The organism is Streptococcus sp. SN3 (assembly GCF_030439905.1).
Genome location: NZ_JAQFJF010000002.1, coordinates 102,305 through 121,632, shown reverse-complemented (window position 1 = coordinate 121,632; position 19,328 = coordinate 102,305). Strand labels below are relative to the sequence as shown.

Here is a 19,328-nt window from a genome sequence, read left to right as displayed (position 1 = left end):
GAGGTGGTTTTATGACAGAAAGCAGGCTTTTTAAAATCTTATATCTTCTTTTAGAGCAGGGCCGCACAACAGCTCCCGAATTGGCCTCACTATTTGAAGTATCCATTCGGACCATCTATCGAGATGTGGACAAGCTGAGTTTGGCAGGAATCCCTATCTATTGCAGCCCAGGCAAGGGCGGGGGTATTTTTCTGATGAAGGATTTTGTCTTAGACAAGGCCTTATTTTCAGAGTCTGAGAGGGATGAACTATTAGCTGCTCTTCAAGGCTTGCAGATTTTAACAGATGGCGAGCAAGTAGAGACCCTGTCTAAGTTGCAGTCATTGTTTCAAGTTCAGGCAACTTCATGGCTGGAGGTGGATTTCACTGACTGGCGCAAAAAAGCAGATCAGAAAGAACTGTTTGATACCATTAAGCAAGCAATCTTGCAAAGAAGAGTCTTGTCTTTTTCTTACTTGAATGGGTGTGGAGAAAGAGGGCAGCGCAAGCTAGAGGCGCTGAAGTTAGTATTTAAAAGCCAAAACTGGTATGTTGCTGGCTTTTGTCGTTTAAGACAAGCCCCGCGCTTTTTTAAACTCAGCAGAATGAGAGACTGTCAGATGTTAGAGGAACGATTTAAGCAGAGAGTCTTGGATGAGAAATTTAGCCCCGAGGAGTGGCTAGGAGATACTGTAAAAGTCCTCTTGAAATTTGACCGGAAGCATGCCTTTCGGGTGTACGAGGAGTTTTCAGAAGCAGAGATAGAGGAGACTGATGGGAGCCTTTATGTCCAAACGCATTTGCCGAGTCACGATAGTCTTTATACCTACTTGCTATCCTTTTTGGATGGAGTTGAAATCATGGAGCCGTCTCGGTTACGGGAAGAATTCAAAGAAAAGTTAAAAGCTATTGCCGATATTTATAAAAGCTGACAGAGGTTGTCAGCTTTTCTTTGCTATACTGTTTGTAGTAAAGAAAGGAGGGCTCTCTCATGAAATATGAATGGAGAAAAGCCGATCGAGAATTCTATCAAATCAAGTCTGCACCCTGTCTCATAGATGTTCCTGCCCAGTCTTTTATCATGATTGACGGCAAGGGCGATCCTAATGCTGCCGACTTTTCGGAACGAGTTGGTGCTCTGTACAGTTTAGCCTATGCTATCAAGATGAACTACAAAAAGACAGCAGCCGAGCAAGAATTTACTGATTTTACAGTCTATCCCTTGGAAGGACTTTGGCAGCAAGAGCAAGCAGGAGAACTCATTAAAGAAGAATTGATTTATACTATTATGATTGGCCAGCCGGACTTTATCACTGGAGAGATGGTGAAAAAGGCTCTGGAGCAGATCCGTGTCAAAAAGCCTAATCCTCTCTATGACGAGATTCGTTTTGAAGAAATGACGGAAGGAGAGTGTGTCGCCATGCTGCATCTGGGTCCTTTTGACGAAGAACCTCAATCCTTCGCTAAAATGGATGCCTTTTGCCAGAGTCACCAGCTGACACGGATTTCAAATACTCATAGGGAAATCTATCTTAATAATCTGAATCGGACAGACCCTAGCAAGCTGAAAACAATTCTGCGCTACAAGGTTCAGAAAAATCAATAAAGAAATAGAGCAGAAAACTAACTGTTTTCTGCTCTATTTTGTCGAAATTCATTTTTCTTCTTGAGATGAATTAACGGACTCTGTGCTTTCAGTTTTCTTTGCTGACTTGATGAGAATCTTGCCATTGCTAGTCATGATAGCTTTGAGCTCTTTTTCGCTTGGATTTTCCAGATAGAAGTCAGTAATAGCATCTTCGATATGGTCCTGAATGGTGCGGCGCAGTGGGCGAGCGCCCATTTTCGGATCGTAGCCCAAATCAACCAATTTTTCCTTGACCTTCTCCGTAACATCCAGATGAATGTCGTTGGTTGCCAAACGTTGATTGACATCGTCCAGCATAAGGTTGACGATTTGCAGCAGATTGTCCTTGCTGAGCGCCTGGAATTCGATAATGCCGTCAAAGCGGTTCATAAACTCAGGACTGAAGAAGTTGCCCAATTCACCTAAGACGGAGTTGGTGCGGCCTTCACGCGCTGCCCCAAAGCCAACGCTGGCTTCAGCTTTGCCAGTTCCGGCATTGGATGTCATGATGATAATGGTGTCCTTGAAGCTGACAGTCCGGCCTTGACCATCGGTCAGGCGGCCATCATCTAGAACCTGCAGGAACATGTGCATAACATCAGGATGTGCTTTTTCCACCTCATCCAGCAGAATGAGTGAGTATGGATTGCGGCGGACGCGCTCAGTCAATTGGCCAGCTTCATCATAGCCGACATAGCCCGGAGGGGCACCGACCAGCTTGGCCACGCTGTGTTTTTCCATGTATTCACTCATGTCAAAGCGAATCATGCTGTCAGCCGAGCCAAAGAGCTCAATGGCTAGTTGCTTAGACAGCTCAGTCTTACCGACGCCAGTTGGTCCGACAAAGAGGAAGCTGCCGATTGGGCGATTAGGACTTCCCAGTCCGACCCGGTTGCGACGGATGGCCTTGGCAATCTTATCCACAGCATCGTCTTGGCCAATGACATGGGCCTTTAGGTCGCTGGCGAGATTGACCAGCTGAGACTGTTCCTTTTCTTTGAGGTCGCCAACTGGGATATTGGTCTTTTGCTCTACGATGTGCTCAATCGTTTTCTCGCTGATAATCGGAGTATCCTTATCTAGCACACTTGTCTGCTGGAGTTCCTTGTACTTGGCAATCTGGTCACGGAAGTAAGCCGCTTTCTCGAAATCTTCGTCACGAGTCGCCTGAGCCTTGAGGTTTTCGGCCTCAATCAGACGTTGGTCAATGACCTTGGGATCAACGAAGTTGAGGGTCAGATTCATCTTAGATCCAGCCTCATCCAAGAGGTCAATAGCCTTGTCTGGCAGGAAGCGGTCTTGGATGTAGCGGTTGGAGAGAAGGGCAGCAGCTTCAATGGCCGCATCTGTGTACTTGACGTGATGGTAGTCTTCGTATTTTTTCTGAATTCCTTTGAGGATGGTAATCGTTTCCTCTACCGTCGGCTCGTCTACCTTAACGGGCTGCATACGGCGCTCCAGTGCAGCATCCTTCTCGATGATACGATATTCGTTTAGGGTGGTCGCTCCGACCATCTGGAGTTCTCCGCGAGCCAGAGCTGGTTTGAGGATGTTCCCAGCGTCCATATTGCCATCGCCAGCAGAGCCTGCTCCGACAATTTCATGGATTTCATCAATAAAGAGAATGACATCCTGGCGAGAACGAATCTCATCTATAAGCTTCTGCATTCTCTCCTCAAATTGGCCACGGATACCAGTTCCCTGTACTAAACTGACAACGTCTAGGCGGATAACTTCCTTGCCTTGGAGTTTATGAGGCACATCACCATCAACAATTTTCTGGGCCAGGCCTTCCACCACGGCTGTTTTTCCGACTCCTGGCTCTCCTATGAGAACAGGATTGTTTTTGGTGCGGCGGTTGAGGATTTCAATGACACGGACGATTTCTTCATCACGGCCAATTACAGGATCAATCTCGCCTCGGCGAGCCAACTCAGTCACGTTGATACCAAACTCTTCCAGCAGGCCTTTTGGCTTTTGCGGACTTGGCTGAGGCTGACCACCCTTGCTAGGATTGGAACCGTAGCCGCCACCGCCTCCATAGGCTCCGCCAGATTGGGTAGGAGGAGTAGTTGGTTCCTGAGGCTGTTGAAAATTGCTGAGGCTATTGAAGAAGTCATCGATAGGATCTGTTCCGTGATTGTTGGCATTAGCAATTCCGCCGAACAAGGAATGTTCGGGGTCTGTTTTCATGATTTGGTAGCAGTTTTGGCACAAATCCACCTGTTGTTTATGACCATTTACGTTGGTATAAAGGTGAATTGTGGATTCATTTATTTTACAATTTTGACAAAGCATGCAGATACCTCTTTTCTTTTAGTGTGCAAGCTATTTATAGAAATGATTAAAGGTCAAAAATAGTCAAAGTTTTATAGTTTCATTATATCAGTATTCTTGAACTTTGCAAGAATTTACTACAAAATCCGCCCTTAGACCGAGCAGAATGAAAACAAATTCTTGAAAAATTGCAAAAAATTGGCTTTTAGTGGTATTTCAGTCGCTATTTATGGTAAAATAAGAGGGAACTAAGTAAATAGGAGAAACAAAATGGAATCACATTTAGTTAGAATTATTAACCGCTTAGAAGCTATGGCTAAGGATGGCGGAAATTTAAAACGTAATTTTGAGCGTGAAGGAGTGGTTGTAGCAGAAGTAGCTTACAGTTACGACGAAGAAAACGGCTCTGTCTTCACCTTGCGTGATGTTGCAGCGCGTGAGACCTATACTTTCGACAGCATCGATTTGATTGCAATGGAAATTTATGAATTACTCTACTAAAAAGCACTTAGCTGCTTTTTATTTTTACCCTTTTTATCTTATTTTGAAAAAGATTTAGTAGGTCTGAAAATTTTACCACTAGCTGCCAACGAATCCTCGTCTTATAACCTTGTATAAGAAAAAGTTATAGGCTGGGCACAGATTTTTTTGGTATAATGAAAAAGATAATGAAAAAGAAATGAGAATGACATGGCGCAGATTATTGATGGTAGAGGTTTGGCAGAGAAGCTTCAGAAAAAATTAGCTGAAAAAACGGCTCGCCTCAAAGAAAAGACAGGTCAGGTTCCGGGCTTGGTAGTGATTGTGGTGGGAAATAATCCAGCCAGTCAAATCTACGTCCGTAACAAAGAGCGATCAGCCTTGGCTGCAGGATTTCGGAGTAAGGTAGAACGTCTGCCAGAAGAGACCAGCCAGGAAGAGCTCTTGAGCTTGATTGAAACTTATAATCAAAATCCTGACTGGCATGGCATTTTAGTCCAGCTGCCCTTGCCTGACCATATCGATGATGAAGCTGTGCTTCTAGCCATTGATCCAGACAAGGATGTTGATGGCTTTCATCCCCTTAATATGGGCAAGCTATGGAGCGGCCATCCGGTTATGATTCCGGCTACTCCTGCGGGCATTATGGCAATGTTCCATGAATATGGCGTTGAACTGGAAGGCAAGCGAGCGGTCGTCATCGGGCGGAGTAATATTGTTGGTAAGCCCATGGCTCAGCTGCTTTTGGCTAAGAATGCGACGGTTACTCTAACACATTCGCGGACCCACAATCTAGCCAAGACTGCTAAGCGGGCAGATATTTTGGTGGTCGCTATCGGACGTGGACATTTTGTGACCAAGGACTTTGTCAAGGAAGGGGCTGTTGTCATTGATGTCGGTATGAACCGAGATGAAAATGGCAAGCTGATTGGCGATGTTCAATTTGATGAAGTGTCTGAACTTGCCAGTCTAATTACCCCTGTACCTGGAGGTGTTGGGCCTATGACCATTACCATGCTGATGGAGCAGACTTACCAAGCCTTTAAACGGAGTCTTGAATCATGAAATTTGTTTTTGATTTGGATGGGACCTTGTCCTTTGATTATATGACGATTGATGAGGAGATTAAGCAGGTTCTGCTGACGGCTCCTCAGTTTGATCATGAAGTTCTGTTTGCTTCGGCGCGCTCCTATCGAGATTGTCTGGGACTATTAGGTCCAGAATTGAGCCAGCAGATAGTGATTGGCCTGAACGGCGGAGTGGCTTATCAGAAGGGACAGCTGATGTTTGAGCGTCAGCTGCATCAGTCAAGTTATCAAGCCATTCTAGATACTTGTTTGACCTATAATTTGCCTTTTTTCGTTGATAATACTTTTGACTACAGCGGCCAGATTTTAGAAAAAATTCCTTTTATTGCCAGTGTAGATCCTCTCAAGCGGGCAAGACGGCTGGAACTGACTGATCTCCAGCACCCTATTAAGCTTGTTATTTACATGGGGAATCATGAGAAACTTTTAGAAGATTTACAAGCTCGTTTTAAAAACTTGCCTAATCTAAGTCTAGACTATCATGAACATGAGAAATGTTTTTATGTCAATCCGGCTGAAACCAATAAAGCTTCAACTGTAAAGGAACTCTGCGGTTCGGATTATGTGGCTTTTGGTAATGATCAAAATGATATCCAACTCTTTAAGAATTCTTTCTATGCTGTGCAGGTTGGTGATTTCCCAGGCTTGAGCGATTATGCGGATGAGCAGGTCGCCTTTCAGGAAAATTTACCCAAGGCAGTCGCAGCAAGAATCTTACAAAAATTTGCAGATTTCCGAAGAAAATAACTTTCTTGCGATACGAGGCACCTGTTTAGGTGCCTTTTGGTGTATAATGAAGATAGGTTTGAAGTGCAGGATGAAGTTGATCTAGGAGAATATCATGGTAAAAAATGCTGAAAATATTTTAAAAAGAGTCATTAGGGAACGCCCCTTGGATAGCCACAAGGGCGATTACGGCCGTCTCTTATTGATTGGGGGGACCTATCCTTATGGGGGCGCCATTATCATGGCAGCTTTGGCAGCAGTCAATAGTGGGGCCGGTCTGGTGACTGTTGCTACAGATAGAGAAAATATCGCCCCTCTGCACAGTCATTTACCGGAGGCTATGGCCTTTGACCTAGAGGAGCAAGACCGATTGACAGAGCAGCTGGCTAAATCAGATCTAGTCTTGATTGGTCCGGGTCTAGCAGAGAATCAACTAGGTCTAGATATCCTACAAAAGGTAGTCCAGACTGTGGCAGAACAGCAGATACTCATCATGGATGGCGGAGCCATTTCTCTCTTTAGCAAAGCAGCTTTGCCATTTCCAAAAGCACAGACAATTTTTACCCCTCACCAGAAGGAGTGGGAAGGTTTATCGGGTTTGAGCTTGTCAGATCAGACAGCAGCAGCCAATCAGGCGGCGGTCAATCAGCTGCCTCTAGGCAGTATTGTCGTGCAGAAAAAGCATGGAACGACCATCTATCAAAGCGGACAAGAGCAGGTCTTTGAGCTGACAGTAGGCGGACCTTATCAGGCAACTGGCGGCATGGGGGATACGCTGGCTGGTATGATTGCTGCTTTTGCTGGACAGTTCAAGTTAAGCAGTCTCTTTGAGCGAGTGGCGGCTGCAACCCTTCTTCATTCCCTTATCGCAGATAAATTGGGTCAGGAAGCTTATGTCGTCCTACCAACGGCAATCAGCAGAGCTATTCCAAGGTGGATGAAGGAGATGAGTCAGTAGACTTTTTCTTAGGTTTTAAGTCAGCTGGGTTTCTTTTGTGGAAGCCCAGTTTTTTTCTAGCTTTTCAGGGGATTTTTAGACTTTGTAATCGGTTTTTTATGCAGTTTTTTGTTATAATAAAGGTTACGGAAAAACTAGAAAAGAAAGGAAAAGGACATGCCAGAGTATTTGTCGGTTTCGACCTTGACCAAGTATCTGAAGATGAAGTTTGAGCGGGATCCTTATTTGGAGCGGGTCTATCTGACTGGTCAGGTGTCCAATTTCCGCCGGCGTCCTAATCATCAGTATTTCTCATTAAAGGATGAGAAGGCTGTCATTCAGGTCACGATTTGGTCTGGTGTCTACCAGAAGTTGGGCTTTGAGCTGGAAGAAGGCATGAAAATCAATGTCATTGGTCGGGTGCAGCTATATGAGCCGAGCGGTTCCTATTCTATTATCATTGAAAAGGCAGAGCCGGATGGTATCGGTGCCTTGGCTATCCAGTTTGAACAGCTCAAGAAAAAACTGGGCGCAGAAGGGCTTTTTCAAGAGAAATTCAAGCAGGCCTTGCCCCAATTTCCTAAGAAAATCGGCGTCGTAACCAGTCCCAGCGGAGCGGTCATTCGGGATATTATCACGACGGTCAGCCGTCGCTTTCCGGGAGTGGAGATTGTCCTTTATCCGACAAAAGTGCAGGGAGATGGGGCTGCAGCTCAGGTTGCTGACCACATCAGACTGGCCAATGAGCGGTCCGATTTGGATGTGCTGATTATTGGTCGAGGCGGTGGTTCTATCGAAGATCTCTGGGCTTTCAACGAAGAGGAAACAGTTCGGGCTATTTTTGAGTCTCGGATTCCTATTATTTCTAGTGTCGGCCATGAGACCGATACGACTTTGGCGGACTTTGTAGCAGATCGCAGAGCTGCGACTCCGACGGCTGCGGCTGAGCTAGCAACATCGGTCACCAAGCTAGACCTGCTGGGACATTTGCAGCAGCAGGAAAACCGCATGTCTCGAGCGATTTCCAATCGCCTGAGCAATTATCGAGAGCGATTGAATAAGCTAACCCAGTCTGTTATCTTCCGACAGCCAGAGCGGCTTTACGATGGCCATCTGCAGAAGTTGGATCAGCTCAACCTGCGACTAAAGCAAAAAATTCGCGAATATTATAGTGAAGAGCAACAGCGGGTCAAAATCTTGCAGCATCGTTTGGAAGCATTGAATCCACTCAGTCGCGTTCAGCGTTTTCAGGAGCAGACTGCCCAGTTGGAGCGTTTGCTGCGCAGCAATATGGCGGTCATTTATGATAACAAGGTGGCTCAAGTCAGGAGATTGTCCGAGGCCTTGCTTATGCTGGATACCAGTCGAATCGTGGCGCGTGGCTATGCTATTGTCCAAAAGAATCAAAAGGTTGTCGAGTCAAGTGCTGGCATTGAAGAAAAAGATGAGCTGACCCTGCTTATGCGGGATGGGCAGCTGGAAGTAGAGGTAAAACATGTCCAAAGAAAAGAAATTTGAAGAAAATTTAGCAGACTTGGAAGTCATTGTTCAAAAGCTGGAAAATGGTGACGTAGCGCTGGAAGAGGCAATTGCGGAATTTCAAAAGGGAATGAAGCTTTCAAAAGAACTTCAGGCTAGTCTGGACAAGGCTGAAAAGACCTTGGTTAAGGTCATGCAGGCAGACGGCACAGAAACGGAAATGGAATGACAAGAAACGAGAAACTGGAAAAAATTGGTCTGACGATTGAAGATTTTTATAGGTCTCAGCAAGTGTCGTCGGATTTATCAGAAGTTATTTTGTACTCGGTGCAGGCAGGCGGCAAGCGGATTCGTCCCTTACTGCTATTGGAATTGATTCAAGCTTTTGGTCTTGAGCTGGCTGAGGCTCACTATCAGGTCGCGGCGGCTCTTGAGATGATTCATACTGGCAGCCTTATCCATGATGATTTGCCAGCTATGGATGATGACGACTATCGTCGCGGCCGCCTGACTAGCCATAAGAAGTTTGGAGAGGATATGGCTATTTTGGCAGGTGATTCTCTCTTTTTGGACCCCTATGGACTATTGGCAAGGGCCGAGCTGCCTAGTCAGGTCAAGGTGGACTTGATTTCTGAGTTGTCTCTGGCAGCAGGGAGCTTTGGTATGGTCGCAGGACAAGTTCTGGACATGCAAGGCGAAGGCCAAGCAATTAGTTTAGAAGACTTAAAAACCATCCATGCCAATAAGACTGGTAAGCTACTGACCTATCCTTTTGTCGCAGCTGGTTTGATTGTTCAGGCTCAGCAGTCTGTTCAAGACAAGCTTCGTAGGATTGGAGGGCTCTTGGGCTTGGCCTTTCAAGTGCGGGATGATATTTTGGATGTGACGGCCAGCTTTGAAGAGCTGGGCAAAACCCCGCAGAAAGATTTAGCTGCGGACAAGTCGACTTATCCAGCCTTTCTGGGACTGGATGGAGCTAAGAACTTTTTCAATCAGACCCTTGATGAAGCTGTGGATATTCTGAAAGACTTGGAAGAAAAGACAGAGTTTTCAAGCGAAGAAATTCAAAAGATAATAGAAAGTTTGAGATTGAATGGCTAAGGAAAGAGTAGATGTGCTGGCCTACAGACAAGGGCTCTTTGAGACCAGAGAGCAGGCTAAGCGTGGTGTAATGGCTGGACTGGTTATTGCTGCAGCCAATGGCCAGCGCTTTGACAAGCCTGGTGAAAAGATTGACGCAGTCACAGAGCTGCGCTTAAAAGGCGAGAAACTCAGATATGTCAGCCGAGGCGGCCTCAAGCTAGAAAAGGCTTTGCAAGTGTTTGATATTTCGGTCACTGACCGAGTGACCTTGGATATCGGAGCTTCGACTGGCGGTTTTACAGATGTCATGCTGCAGCACGGAGCTAAGCTGGTCTATGCAGTAGATGTCGGTACTAATCAGCTGGCTTGGAAGCTCAGACAGGATGAGCGGGTTGTCAGCATGGAGCAGTTCAATTTTCGCTATGCCCAAAGGACTGACTTTGAACAGGAGCCTAGCTTTGCCTGTATTGACGTCAGCTTTATATCGCTGAGTTTGATTTTGCCAGCTCTGCATGAGATTTTGGCTCAGGATGGGCAAGTTGTTGCCTTAATCAAGCCCCAGTTTGAAGCAGGCCGCGAGCAGATTGGTAAAAAAGGGATTGTCAAGGATAAAAAGGTCCATCTGGCAGTTCTGGATAAGGTCACAGCATTTATGATAGAAGCTGGCTTTTCTGTCAGGGGACTGGATTTTTCGCCTATTCAGGGCGGTCAGGGCAATGTAGAATTTCTGGCCTATTTAGAAAAGAGCACAGAGCCGCAACCTCTTGATTCAGCTATGATGACAGCTGTCGTAGAGGCAGCACACAAGGAATTTAAGGATGAATAAGAAGGATAGATTAGAAAAGATTAGACGGTTTGTCAGTGACTATGACATTGGCACACAGGAGGAAATTGTAGAACATCTCAGGGAGTCTGGGATTACAGCGACGCAGGCTACGGTCTCTAGGGATATCAAAGAGCTGGGCATTGTCAAGATACCGCTCAAGGATAACACCTATATCTACGAGCTGCCTAAGACCATGACCAGCAGTCTGGGCTTGGCCGAAAATAACATCCTGTCCTGTCAGGTTTTGGGAAATATGATCAATCTCGGCCTGGTACCGGGGAGCACAGCACTGGTCAAGCGTCATCTTAGAAATGAATTTGCTGAGGATATTTTCAGTATCTTGGCAGACAACGACAGCATTTTGATGGTTATGATGACAGAGGAAGCAGCTGCAAGGATTGCAACCATCATTCACCATTGGTAGGAAAGCCTATGTTATTAGAAATTTCGATTAAAAATTTTGCCATTATTGAGGAGATTTCCCTTAATTTTGAGCAAGGTATGACGGTTTTGACCGGGGAAACCGGAGCCGGCAAGTCTATTATTATTGATGCGATGAACATGATGCTGGGCAGCCGTGCTACAACGGATGTTATTCGTCATGGGGCACCCAAAGCTGAGATAGAGGGACTTTTTTCGCTGGAAAATAGCAGAGCTTTGCGAGAGATTTTTGAGGAGCAGGGCTGGGAGCTGACCGATGAGCTAATTATCCGTCGGGAAATTCTGCAAAATGGCCGCAGTGTCAGCCGTATCAATGGTCAGATGGTTAATCTGTCTGTTCTAAAGGCTGTTGGCCAGCACTTGGTGGATATCCATGGTCAGCATGATCAGGAAGAACTGATGAGACCTCAGCTTCATATTGCTATGTTAGACGAGTTTGGAACAGCAGACTTTTTGCATCTCAAAGGCCGCTATCAGGAGACCTTTGACCGCTATCGAAGCCTGCGCAAGCAAGTCCTGACTTTGCAGAAAAATCAGCAGGAGCATAAGTCCAGAATTGAGATGCTGGAGTTTCAGATGGCGGAGATTGAGAGCGCAGCCCTCAAAAGCGGTGAAGATACTGCCCTGCATCAGGAACGAGATCGTTTGCTCAACCACAAGTTCATTGCTGATACGCTGACGAATGCCTATACTATGCTGGATAATGAAGATTTTTCCAGTCTGACCAATGTCCGCTCAGCTATGAATGACCTTGAGTCTATCGAGGATTACGATCCAGCCTACAAGGAGCTTTCAGGCAACTTGTCAGAGACTTATTATGTCTTGGAAGATGTCAGCAAGCGCTTAGAGGACATTTTAGATGGACTGGATTTTGACGGAGATCGGCTGCTGCAGGTGGAGAGTCGCTTAGACTTGATTAACAGCATCACACGTAAATACGGCGGCCAAGTAGATGATGTGCTGGATTACTTTGCTCAGATTTCCAAAGAATACAGCCTTTTAACTGGAAGTAACTTGTCCTCAGAGGATATGGACCGAGAGCTGAAGGCCTTGGAGAGAGAGCTGGTAGAGCTGGCCCAGGAGCTGAGTCAGGCTCGTCACGGACTAGCAGCCCAGCTGGAAGCAGAAATCAAGCAAGAGCTGCAGGACCTCTACATGGAAAAGGCGCGCTTTAAAGTGCAGTTCAGTAAGGGCAAGTTCAACCGTGAAGGCAATGAACAAGTAGAGTTTTACATCTCGGCAAATCCAGGCGAGGATTTCAAACCTTTAGTGAAGGTTGCGTCTGGCGGCGAGCTCTCCCGTCTCATGTTGGCAATCAAGTCTGCTTTTTCTCGTAAGGAAGGCAAGACCAGCATTGTCTTTGATGAAGTGGATACGGGTGTTTCTGGCCGAGTGGCTCAGGCTATTGCTCAGAAGATTCACAAGATTGGCTCCAATGGCCAAGTCTTGGCTATTTCCCATCTGCCGCAGGTCATTGCGATTGCCGATTATCAGTTCTTTATTGAGAAGATTTCGGATGAGAATTCGACCGTCTCAACGGTTCGCCTGCTAACAGCTGACGAGCGCGTTCAGGAAGTCGCTAAGATGCTGGCTGGCGAAGATGTGACAGAGGCTGCCTTGACTCAGGCTAGAGAATTATTAAAAAAATAAACAAGCGAGGCTGAGACACTAGTGTTTCGGTCTCCTTTAGGAGGGGCGCATATGACAGAATATTTTGCAATTGGTGATGTCCATGGTAAGGCTAGTATGCTAGATGATCTGCTCCAGCACTGGGACGGTCGTAGCCAACTAGTCTTTCTAGGCGACTTGATAGATCGTGGTGAGGACAGCCGAGCAGTTTTGGAGCGGGTCAAGGACCTAGTGGACCAAGAAGGAGCTGTTTGTCTGTCTGGCAATCATGAGTATATGTTTCTGACCTGGCTGGACAATCCTGAAAAATCTTATGACCACTACCGACGCAATGGCGGAGATACGACGATTAATTCGCTTTTAGGCCGACCTCTTAATGCTCCTGTAGATGGAGTAGCAGACGCGGAACGTGTCAAGACGGAGACGGCCAATTTAGTAGATTTTATTCGCCAGATGCCTTTCCTATTGGAGACGGAACAGTACATTTTTGTCCATGCTGGCCTAGATTTGGAACTGAAAGACTGGCGAGAAACCAGTGATTATCAAAAAGTTTGGATTCGCGCTCCTTTTCACGAAGGCAGTAATCAGACTGGCAAAACGATTGTCTTTGGTCATACACCGACATTTTACCTCTTACATAAGGCACCGGGAACTGATCAGCTATGGATGACTGAGGATGGCAAGATTGGAATGGATGGCGGAGCTGTCTATGGAGGAGTACTCCACGGAGTTGTCTTTGGTCATAATGGCATCATAGAGCAGTATGCCATAAAAAATGATGGTTTGGTAGCTGAAGACTGAAAAAGATTGGATTTCCCCAATCTTTTTTTGCTGAGATTCTCTTTGAAAACCAGCTTTTTCCTAAAATTTTCCCCAATAAAGCTAAAAAAGCTGCATGTAAACACTTTTTCATCTAATTTTAAAGAAGCGCAAAAAGATTAAAAAAATAAAACAAGCAGATTAAATTTAGGAAACGCTTGGACTGAGCTGTGATTTTAGCGAATATTCCCCCACAAAACCATAAAAATTTGGTATAATGTAGTGTAATAACAAGTTAAAATTTAGATACAGAGTAGGAAATCTATGACAAAAATAAAAATCGTAACTGACTCATCCGTAACCATTGAACCGGAGGTTGCTAAGGAATTAGACATTACCATTGTGCCTCTCTCTGTTATGGTGGACGGGGTGGTCTATTCGGATGCGGACCTAGCGGAAGGTGAATTTCTTCGTCTTATGCAGTCTAGTCGCAATCTTCCTAAAACCAGCCAGCCGCCTGTCGGAGTCTTTGCTGATGTTTTTGAGCAATTGGCAGAGGATGGAGCACAGATTATCTCCATTCACATGTCTCATGCCTTGTCAGGAACTGTCGAAGCAGCCCGTCAGGGAGCGACTTTGGCTAATGCTGATGTGACGGTTGTTGACAGCTCTTTTACTGATCAGGCTATGAAGTTCCAAGTCACTGAAGCAGCTAAACTGGCCAAAGAAGGAGCTAGCCTAGAGGAGATTCTAGCTAAAATTGAAGAAGTAAAGGAAAAGACAGAGCTCTATATCGGTCTCTCTACCTTAGAAAATCTGGTTAAAGGAGGCCGTATTGGCCGAGTTTCCGGTCTGATTAGCTCTTTGCTTAATATCCGGGTTATCATGCAAATGAAGGATCATCAGCTGGAGCCCATTGTCAAGGGAAGGGGCGCTAAGACCTTTAAGAAATGGTTGGATGATTTGACAGCAAGTCTGCAAAATAAGCAAGTGGCTGAAATTGGAATTTCCTATGCAGGCAGCCCAGAATTGGCACTAGAAATGAAGGAAAGTTTACAGCCATATGTCAAGAAACCTATTTCAGTGCTGGAAACAGGGTCTATTATTCAGACACATACAGGGGAAAATGCTTGGGCTGTGCTGATTCGTTACGAATAAAACCATAATAATTTAGAAAATAGCGGCTTAGTACTTGACCTGAATGCTTTTTTTAGATATGATAATATTTGTTAGGGTTATTAACCCAGAAAAAATTTGGAGGATTTGTTAAATGGCTAACAAACAAGATTTGATCGCAAAAGTAGCAGAAGCTACAGAATTGACTAAAAAAGATTCAGCAGCAGCAGTTGACGCTGTATTCGCAGCTGTAACTGAGTACCTTTCAAAAGGTGAAAAAGTTCAACTTATCGGTTTTGGTAACTTTGAAGTTCGTGAGCGTGCAGCACGTAAAGGTCGCAACCCACAAACTGGTAAAGAAATCAAAATCTCAGCTTCTAAAGTACCAGCTTTCAAAGCAGGTAAAGCTCTTAAAGACGCTGTAAAATAATTTTGATTAATAAAGCCTGATACACTTGCCTCTGGCGAGTATGTCAGGTTTTTCTTTTTGCTTTCAGTTCTTGAGCTCAATAAAAGATTTAGGTGCTTCGAGAAAGTTGATTGATGAACTTTCTTGGAGTTTTTATTTTGCAGTAAAGTGAAGAAATTTGTCTCTAAACAAAAGAAAATGATAAGAGACAAACATTTTTAAAGACTTAAAATAAAAAGTTTAAAATTTTAGTAAAAGTACTTTTAAATCATAGGTGTTTATGATAAAATGAAGGGAACATTTCTTTTTGTGTAATGATTGCGAGATCATTGAAAAAGTTTAGGAGGTAAGAAATGAAATGGAAACCACTTCAGGGCTCATTGAGTCCTGTTAATCCTTATGGCAGCAAATTTCGCCTGCTGATGGGATTGTTTGTCGTTCTTTTTTCAATCTTTCTACTCCCCATGCAGACCTTGTCTGCCTTGGAGGAGCTGAAGGATGGAACGGATTTGTCCAAGTTGAATATTCATAAGTTTGACTTGAATGTTAACAATGTCAGTGTTCTTTCTAAGTCAGAGGCGATTGAACAGGTTCATCTGACTAATCCAAACTATGAGTATCTGGGAGCGGTTTATCCTGGAGAAATGGAAAATTTTACCATCAAGGTAGACAAGTCTCAAAAAGCAGATCAGGTCTTTAATAAGCCGCTTTCTCTTAAGTTCTCTAATGTTGGAACGGCTTATGGAAAACAAGTAGATGCCTATCTGACTTTTAATAAGGTAACACTCCACTATCTGAACTCATCTACAGCAGAAGCTCAGATGAATGATGCTCAAAAAAATGCAGTTGAATTTTTCTCTATTTCAGAGTTGTGGGAAAGAAGCGCTTTTGAGATTGGAAATATCCCATATGTGGATGCGGCCCATAATAACATTATGAACAAAGCTTTCTGGGTGGAGGCTGATGTTACAGCAGAGCTACGCTATGCGGATGGTTCGGATACAGATTTGAAGTTGGTTATGAAACCGACTGACATTGATGTAGTTGACGGCTTTGGTCTAAAAGAGTCTTTCTATATTAATGATTATAAAAATGCTGTTGATAAGCGCTTGATGAACAATGCCAATGCTTTGAATCAAACAGATCAGAGCGGTCGGACAATTTGGGAAGCAACGACTTCAACTAGCGGTGCTGCTAATGAAAACAACATCTCTGGTTTGGCCGTTCGTTCTGCAGATAACACGTTGAATTTCGGTTATTTATCAACAGAAGCTTGCTCGGCAGTCTTTGGTCTTTATATTGAAAAAGTTGATCCCAAGCCAGTCTTAGAAGTGGATCCAGTTAAGATTCCAGCTAAGGAAGGTCAAGAGGTGACTTATAAGGGAACCTTCAAGATTCCAGTTCCTGGTAAGGATATTTTGGCTACCCCGACTACTATTGAGATGACTGAAACCTTTGACGAGCGTCTGGATTACAAGGAGCTCAAGGTTGAGGCTGGCGGTAATGCCTTGCAGGAAGGTCGTGATTACACGATTGAAAAGAAAGGCCAGACTGTTACGGTCAAGATGACACCGGAGTATGTTAAAGCAAATTCTTCTCAGGATATTGTCATTACCTACAAGACTGCAACCAATCAAAAGGTAGCAGAAAAGGGTGCTGCAACGATTGCAAATACCGTGACTTTAAAAGTAGATAATCTTTCAGCACCATCTAATCAAGTTACTACTGACTTGCTCTATGAAAAGAAACACGAATTTGTCAGTGGCACTGCTGGTAAGGAACTCCCGCAGGAAATCAAAGACCTAACACCAGAAACAGAAAAGAATCTGGAGAATGGTACTAAGACCATTCCAACACAGCCAACTAAGACGGAAGTGCATACGGCAGATGGCACATGGACCTTCAAGTCTTACGATAAGAACGAAGAGACCATCAATGGGTCAGATGTGAAGTTCGTTGGCACTTGGGACTTTACTCCAGCGCCAACCTATAAGGCTACTCACGAGTTCGTTAGTGGAACAGCAGGTAAAGAACTTCCACAAGCAGTGAAGGATTTACTTCCAGCTGATAAATCTGACTTAGCGGATGGCACTAAGACCACTACAACACAACCAGTCAAGACAGAAGTGAAGACTGCAGATGGTACTTGGACCTTTAAGTCTTACGACAAGACGGAAGAGACTATCAACGGAGCAGATGCGCACTTTGTTGGCACTTGGGACTTCACTCCAGTGCCAACCTATAAGGCTACTCATGAGTTCGTCAGTGGAACAGCAGGTAAAGAACTGCCACAAGCAGTGAAGGATTTACTTCCAGCCGACAAGCTTGATTTAGCAGATGGTACTAAGACAACTCCAACGCAACCAGTCAAGACAGAAGTTGAAACATCTGATGGCACATGGAGCTTCCAGTCATATGATAAGAACGAAGCAACCATTAATGGTGCAGACACTAAATTTGTTGGAACTTGGACGTTTGTGGCGAAGCCTAGTTCAGCACCAACCTACAAAGCTACACATGAATTTGTCAGCGGCACAGCAGGTAAGGAATTGCCACAAGAAGTGAAATCCTTGCTTCCATCCGACAAGCCTGATTTGGCAGATGGCACTAAGACAACTCCAACGGAACAATTGAAGACAGAAGTGAAGGTAACAGACGGTACTTGGACTTTCAAGTCATACGATAAGAACGAAGAGACCATCAATGGAGCAGATGTGAAGTTCGTCGGCACTTGGGACTTCACCCCCAATCCAACTTATAAGGCTACTCATGAGTTCGTCAGTGGAACAGCAGGTAAGGAATTGCCACAAGAAGTGAAAGCTTTGCTTCCAAGCGATAAATCTGATTTGGCAGACGGCACTAAGACCACTCCGACACAACCAGTCAAGACAGAAGTTGAAACATCTGATGGCACATGGACCTTTAAGTCTTACGATAAAGCGGAAGAGACCATCAATGGAGCAGATGCACACTTCGTCGGCACTTGGAACTTTACTCCAGTGCCAACTTACAAGGCAACTCACGAGTTCATTAGTGGAACAGCAGGTAAAGAACTGCCACAAGAAGTGAAAGCTTTGCTTCCAGCCGACAAGCCTGATTTGGCAGACGGCACTAAGACCACTCCAACACAACCAGTCAAGACGGAAGTGAAGACCGCTGATGGTACTTGGACCTTTAAGTCTTATGATAAAACAGAAGAGACCATCAATGGAGCAGATGCGCACTTTGTTGGTACATGGGAATTCACAGCAACTCCATCATCAACTTATAAAGCAGTGCATGAGTTCGTTAGCGGTACAGCAAGTAAGGAACTTCCACAAGAAGTGAAAGCTTTGCTTCCAGCCGACAAGCCTGATTTGGCAGACGGCACTAAGACCACTCCGACACAACCAGTCAAGACAGAAGTTGAAACATCTGATGGCACTTGGAGCTTCCAGTCATATGACAAGAACGAAGCAACTATTAATGGTGCAGATGCTAAATTTGTTGGAACTTGGACGTTTGTGGCGAAGCCTAGTCCGGCACCAACCTACAAGGCTACACATGAATTTGTCAGCGGTACAGCAGGTAAAGAATTGCCACAAGAAGTGAAAGCTTTGCTTCCAAGCGATAAATCTGATTTGGCAGACGGCACTAAGGCCACTCCAACCCAGCCATCAAAGACAGAAGTGAAAACAACCGAAGGTACATGGACCTTTAAGTCTTACGATAAGGCAGAAGAGACTATCAATGGAGCGGACGCTCGCTTTGTTGGAACATGGGACTTTACTCCAGCGCCAACTTATAAGGCTACTCACGAGTTCGTTAGTGGAACAGCAGGTAAAGAATTGCCGCAAGCAGTGAAAGATATACTTCCATCCGACAAGCCTAACTTGGCAGATGGCACTAAGGCCACTCCAACCCAGCCGGTGAAGACAGAAGTTGAAACATCTGATGGCGCTTGGAGCTTCCAGTCATATAACAAGAACGAAACAACCATTAATGGTGCAGATGTTCACTTTGTCGGTACTTGGACTTTCGCAGCTGACTCAACTACGCTTACTGGCAGTGTGATCTGGATTGACAATGATAACGCTGCAGGTCGCCGACCACAGAGTGTCCTTGTTCACTTACTTGCAGATGGACAGGATACAGGCATCAGCGTAACTGTTGATGAGGCGATGGGCTGGAAATACAGCTTTGAAAATCTGCCACGCTTCAAGGATGGAAAAGAAATCATCTATAGTGTCCGCGAGGACGAAGTTGAAGGCTACAGCAATCAAGCTGAAGGTATGAATGTAACCAACCGCTTGCTTGTAGATGCTAAAGTTAAAGAGATTGGCAAGAAACGAATTCTGCCTAAGACCGGCCAAGATACATCTATCTGGATGCTGATTCTTGGATTCTTGACTTTTGGAGGAGCAGTTGGCTTGACCAAACGTCAGCGTGACTAAGATTAAGCTTCAGTAAAAAGCTTTGAAAATCTAGAATAT

The 19,328-nt window shown here is 44.9% G+C and carries 18 protein-coding genes; 17 read left to right on the top strand and 1 reads right to left on the bottom strand.

Annotated elements, in window-relative coordinates; translation table 11 throughout:
- The first annotated feature begins 11 nt into the window (after positions 1-11).
- Both PCY71_RS04525 and PCY71_RS04520 read left to right on the top strand, forming a co-directional pair.
- Positions 12-911 carry a YafY family protein gene (locus tag PCY71_RS04525; RefSeq protein ID WP_048772693.1) on the top strand — a complete coding sequence of 300 codons (900 nt, stop codon included), beginning with the start codon at positions 12-14 and terminating at the stop codon, positions 909-911.
- 59 nt (positions 912-970) lie between these two features.
- Positions 971-1,585, top strand: coding sequence for a GyrI-like domain-containing protein (locus PCY71_RS04520; protein ID WP_048772696.1), 615 nt, complete (start codon positions 971-973; stop codon positions 1,583-1,585).
- Positions 1,586-1,633: 48 nt separating this feature from the next.
- On the opposite strand, the gene PCY71_RS04515 is transcribed toward PCY71_RS04520, so the two are convergent.
- Entirely contained in the window at positions 1,634-3,904 is a 2,271-nt protein-coding gene (locus tag PCY71_RS04515; RefSeq protein WP_048772698.1) for an ATP-dependent Clp protease ATP-binding subunit, read from the bottom strand.
- A gap of 249 nt (positions 3,905-4,153) precedes the next feature.
- Between PCY71_RS04515 and PCY71_RS04510 the strand changes: the two genes are divergently transcribed.
- From PCY71_RS04510 to PCY71_RS04445, 15 genes are all read left to right on the top strand, one after another.
- Positions 4,154-4,384, top strand: coding sequence for a DUF1797 family protein (locus PCY71_RS04510; protein ID WP_002896146.1), 231 nt, complete (start codon positions 4,154-4,156; stop codon positions 4,382-4,384).
- Positions 4,385-4,573: 189 nt separating this feature from the next.
- A complete protein-coding gene (locus PCY71_RS04505; protein ID WP_223314663.1) occupies positions 4,574-5,428 on the top strand; it encodes a bifunctional methylenetetrahydrofolate dehydrogenase/methenyltetrahydrofolate cyclohydrolase in 855 nt (284 codons plus the stop codon).
- The gene (locus PCY71_RS04500) at positions 5,425-6,198 is read left to right on the top strand and encodes an HAD hydrolase family protein (RefSeq protein WP_301412463.1); all 774 of its coding nucleotides are present in this window, start codon (positions 5,425-5,427) and stop codon (positions 6,196-6,198) included. Before PCY71_RS04505 ends, PCY71_RS04500 begins: the two co-directional genes overlap by 4 nt.
- A 94-nt stretch (positions 6,199-6,292) precedes the next feature.
- On the top strand, positions 6,293-7,135 hold the full coding sequence (locus PCY71_RS04495) for an NAD(P)H-hydrate dehydratase (protein ID WP_301412462.1): 843 nt from the start codon (positions 6,293-6,295) through the stop codon (positions 7,133-7,135).
- Positions 7,111-7,347 carry a hypothetical protein gene (locus PCY71_RS14955; RefSeq protein WP_002919435.1) on the top strand — a complete coding sequence of 79 codons (237 nt, stop codon included), beginning with the start codon at positions 7,111-7,113 and terminating at the stop codon, positions 7,345-7,347. The genes PCY71_RS04495 and PCY71_RS14955 overlap by 25 nt, the downstream gene beginning before the upstream one ends.
- The gene (xseA, locus tag PCY71_RS04490; RefSeq protein WP_048772706.1) at positions 7,292-8,632 is read left to right on the top strand and encodes an exodeoxyribonuclease VII large subunit; all 1,341 of its coding nucleotides are present in this window, start codon (positions 7,292-7,294) and stop codon (positions 8,630-8,632) included. The genes PCY71_RS14955 and xseA overlap by 56 nt, the downstream gene beginning before the upstream one ends.
- Positions 8,610-8,822 carry an exodeoxyribonuclease VII small subunit gene (locus tag PCY71_RS04485; protein WP_002896137.1) on the top strand — a complete coding sequence of 71 codons (213 nt, stop codon included), beginning with the start codon at positions 8,610-8,612 and terminating at the stop codon, positions 8,820-8,822. The genes xseA and PCY71_RS04485 overlap by 23 nt, the downstream gene beginning before the upstream one ends.
- Positions 8,819-9,694, top strand: a complete 876-nt coding sequence (locus PCY71_RS04480; protein WP_048772708.1) for a polyprenyl synthetase family protein — start codon at positions 8,819-8,821, stop codon at positions 9,692-9,694. Before PCY71_RS04485 ends, PCY71_RS04480 begins: the two co-directional genes overlap by 4 nt.
- Positions 9,687-10,502, top strand: a complete 816-nt coding sequence (locus PCY71_RS04475) for a TlyA family RNA methyltransferase (protein WP_002910302.1) — start codon at positions 9,687-9,689, stop codon at positions 10,500-10,502. The genes PCY71_RS04480 and PCY71_RS04475 overlap by 8 nt, the downstream gene beginning before the upstream one ends.
- Complete coding sequence (locus PCY71_RS04470) at positions 10,495-10,926, top strand: arginine repressor (RefSeq protein ID WP_002910300.1); 432 nt, start codon at positions 10,495-10,497, stop codon at positions 10,924-10,926. The genes PCY71_RS04475 and PCY71_RS04470 overlap by 8 nt, the downstream gene beginning before the upstream one ends.
- 8 nt (positions 10,927-10,934) lie before the next feature.
- On the top strand, positions 10,935-12,593 hold the full coding sequence (recN, locus tag PCY71_RS04465) for a DNA repair protein RecN (protein ID WP_111676137.1): 1,659 nt from the start codon (positions 10,935-10,937) through the stop codon (positions 12,591-12,593).
- 51 nt (positions 12,594-12,644) lie between these two features.
- The gene (locus tag PCY71_RS04460) at positions 12,645-13,373 is read left to right on the top strand and encodes a metallophosphoesterase (protein WP_125410649.1); all 729 of its coding nucleotides are present in this window, start codon (positions 12,645-12,647) and stop codon (positions 13,371-13,373) included.
- 282 nt (positions 13,374-13,655) lie between these two features.
- Positions 13,656-14,489 carry a DegV family protein gene (locus PCY71_RS04455; protein ID WP_002898007.1) on the top strand — a complete coding sequence of 278 codons (834 nt, stop codon included), beginning with the start codon at positions 13,656-13,658 and terminating at the stop codon, positions 14,487-14,489.
- Between the two features lie 112 nt (positions 14,490-14,601).
- The gene (locus PCY71_RS04450; RefSeq protein WP_301412461.1) at positions 14,602-14,877 is read left to right on the top strand and encodes an HU family DNA-binding protein; all 276 of its coding nucleotides are present in this window, start codon (positions 14,602-14,604) and stop codon (positions 14,875-14,877) included.
- Positions 14,878-15,209: 332 nt separating this feature from the next.
- The gene (locus tag PCY71_RS04445) at positions 15,210-19,289 is read left to right on the top strand and encodes an LPXTG-anchored SHIRT domain periscope protein (protein WP_301412460.1); all 4,080 of its coding nucleotides are present in this window, start codon (positions 15,210-15,212) and stop codon (positions 19,287-19,289) included.
- Positions 19,290-19,328: the final 39 nt, after the last annotated feature.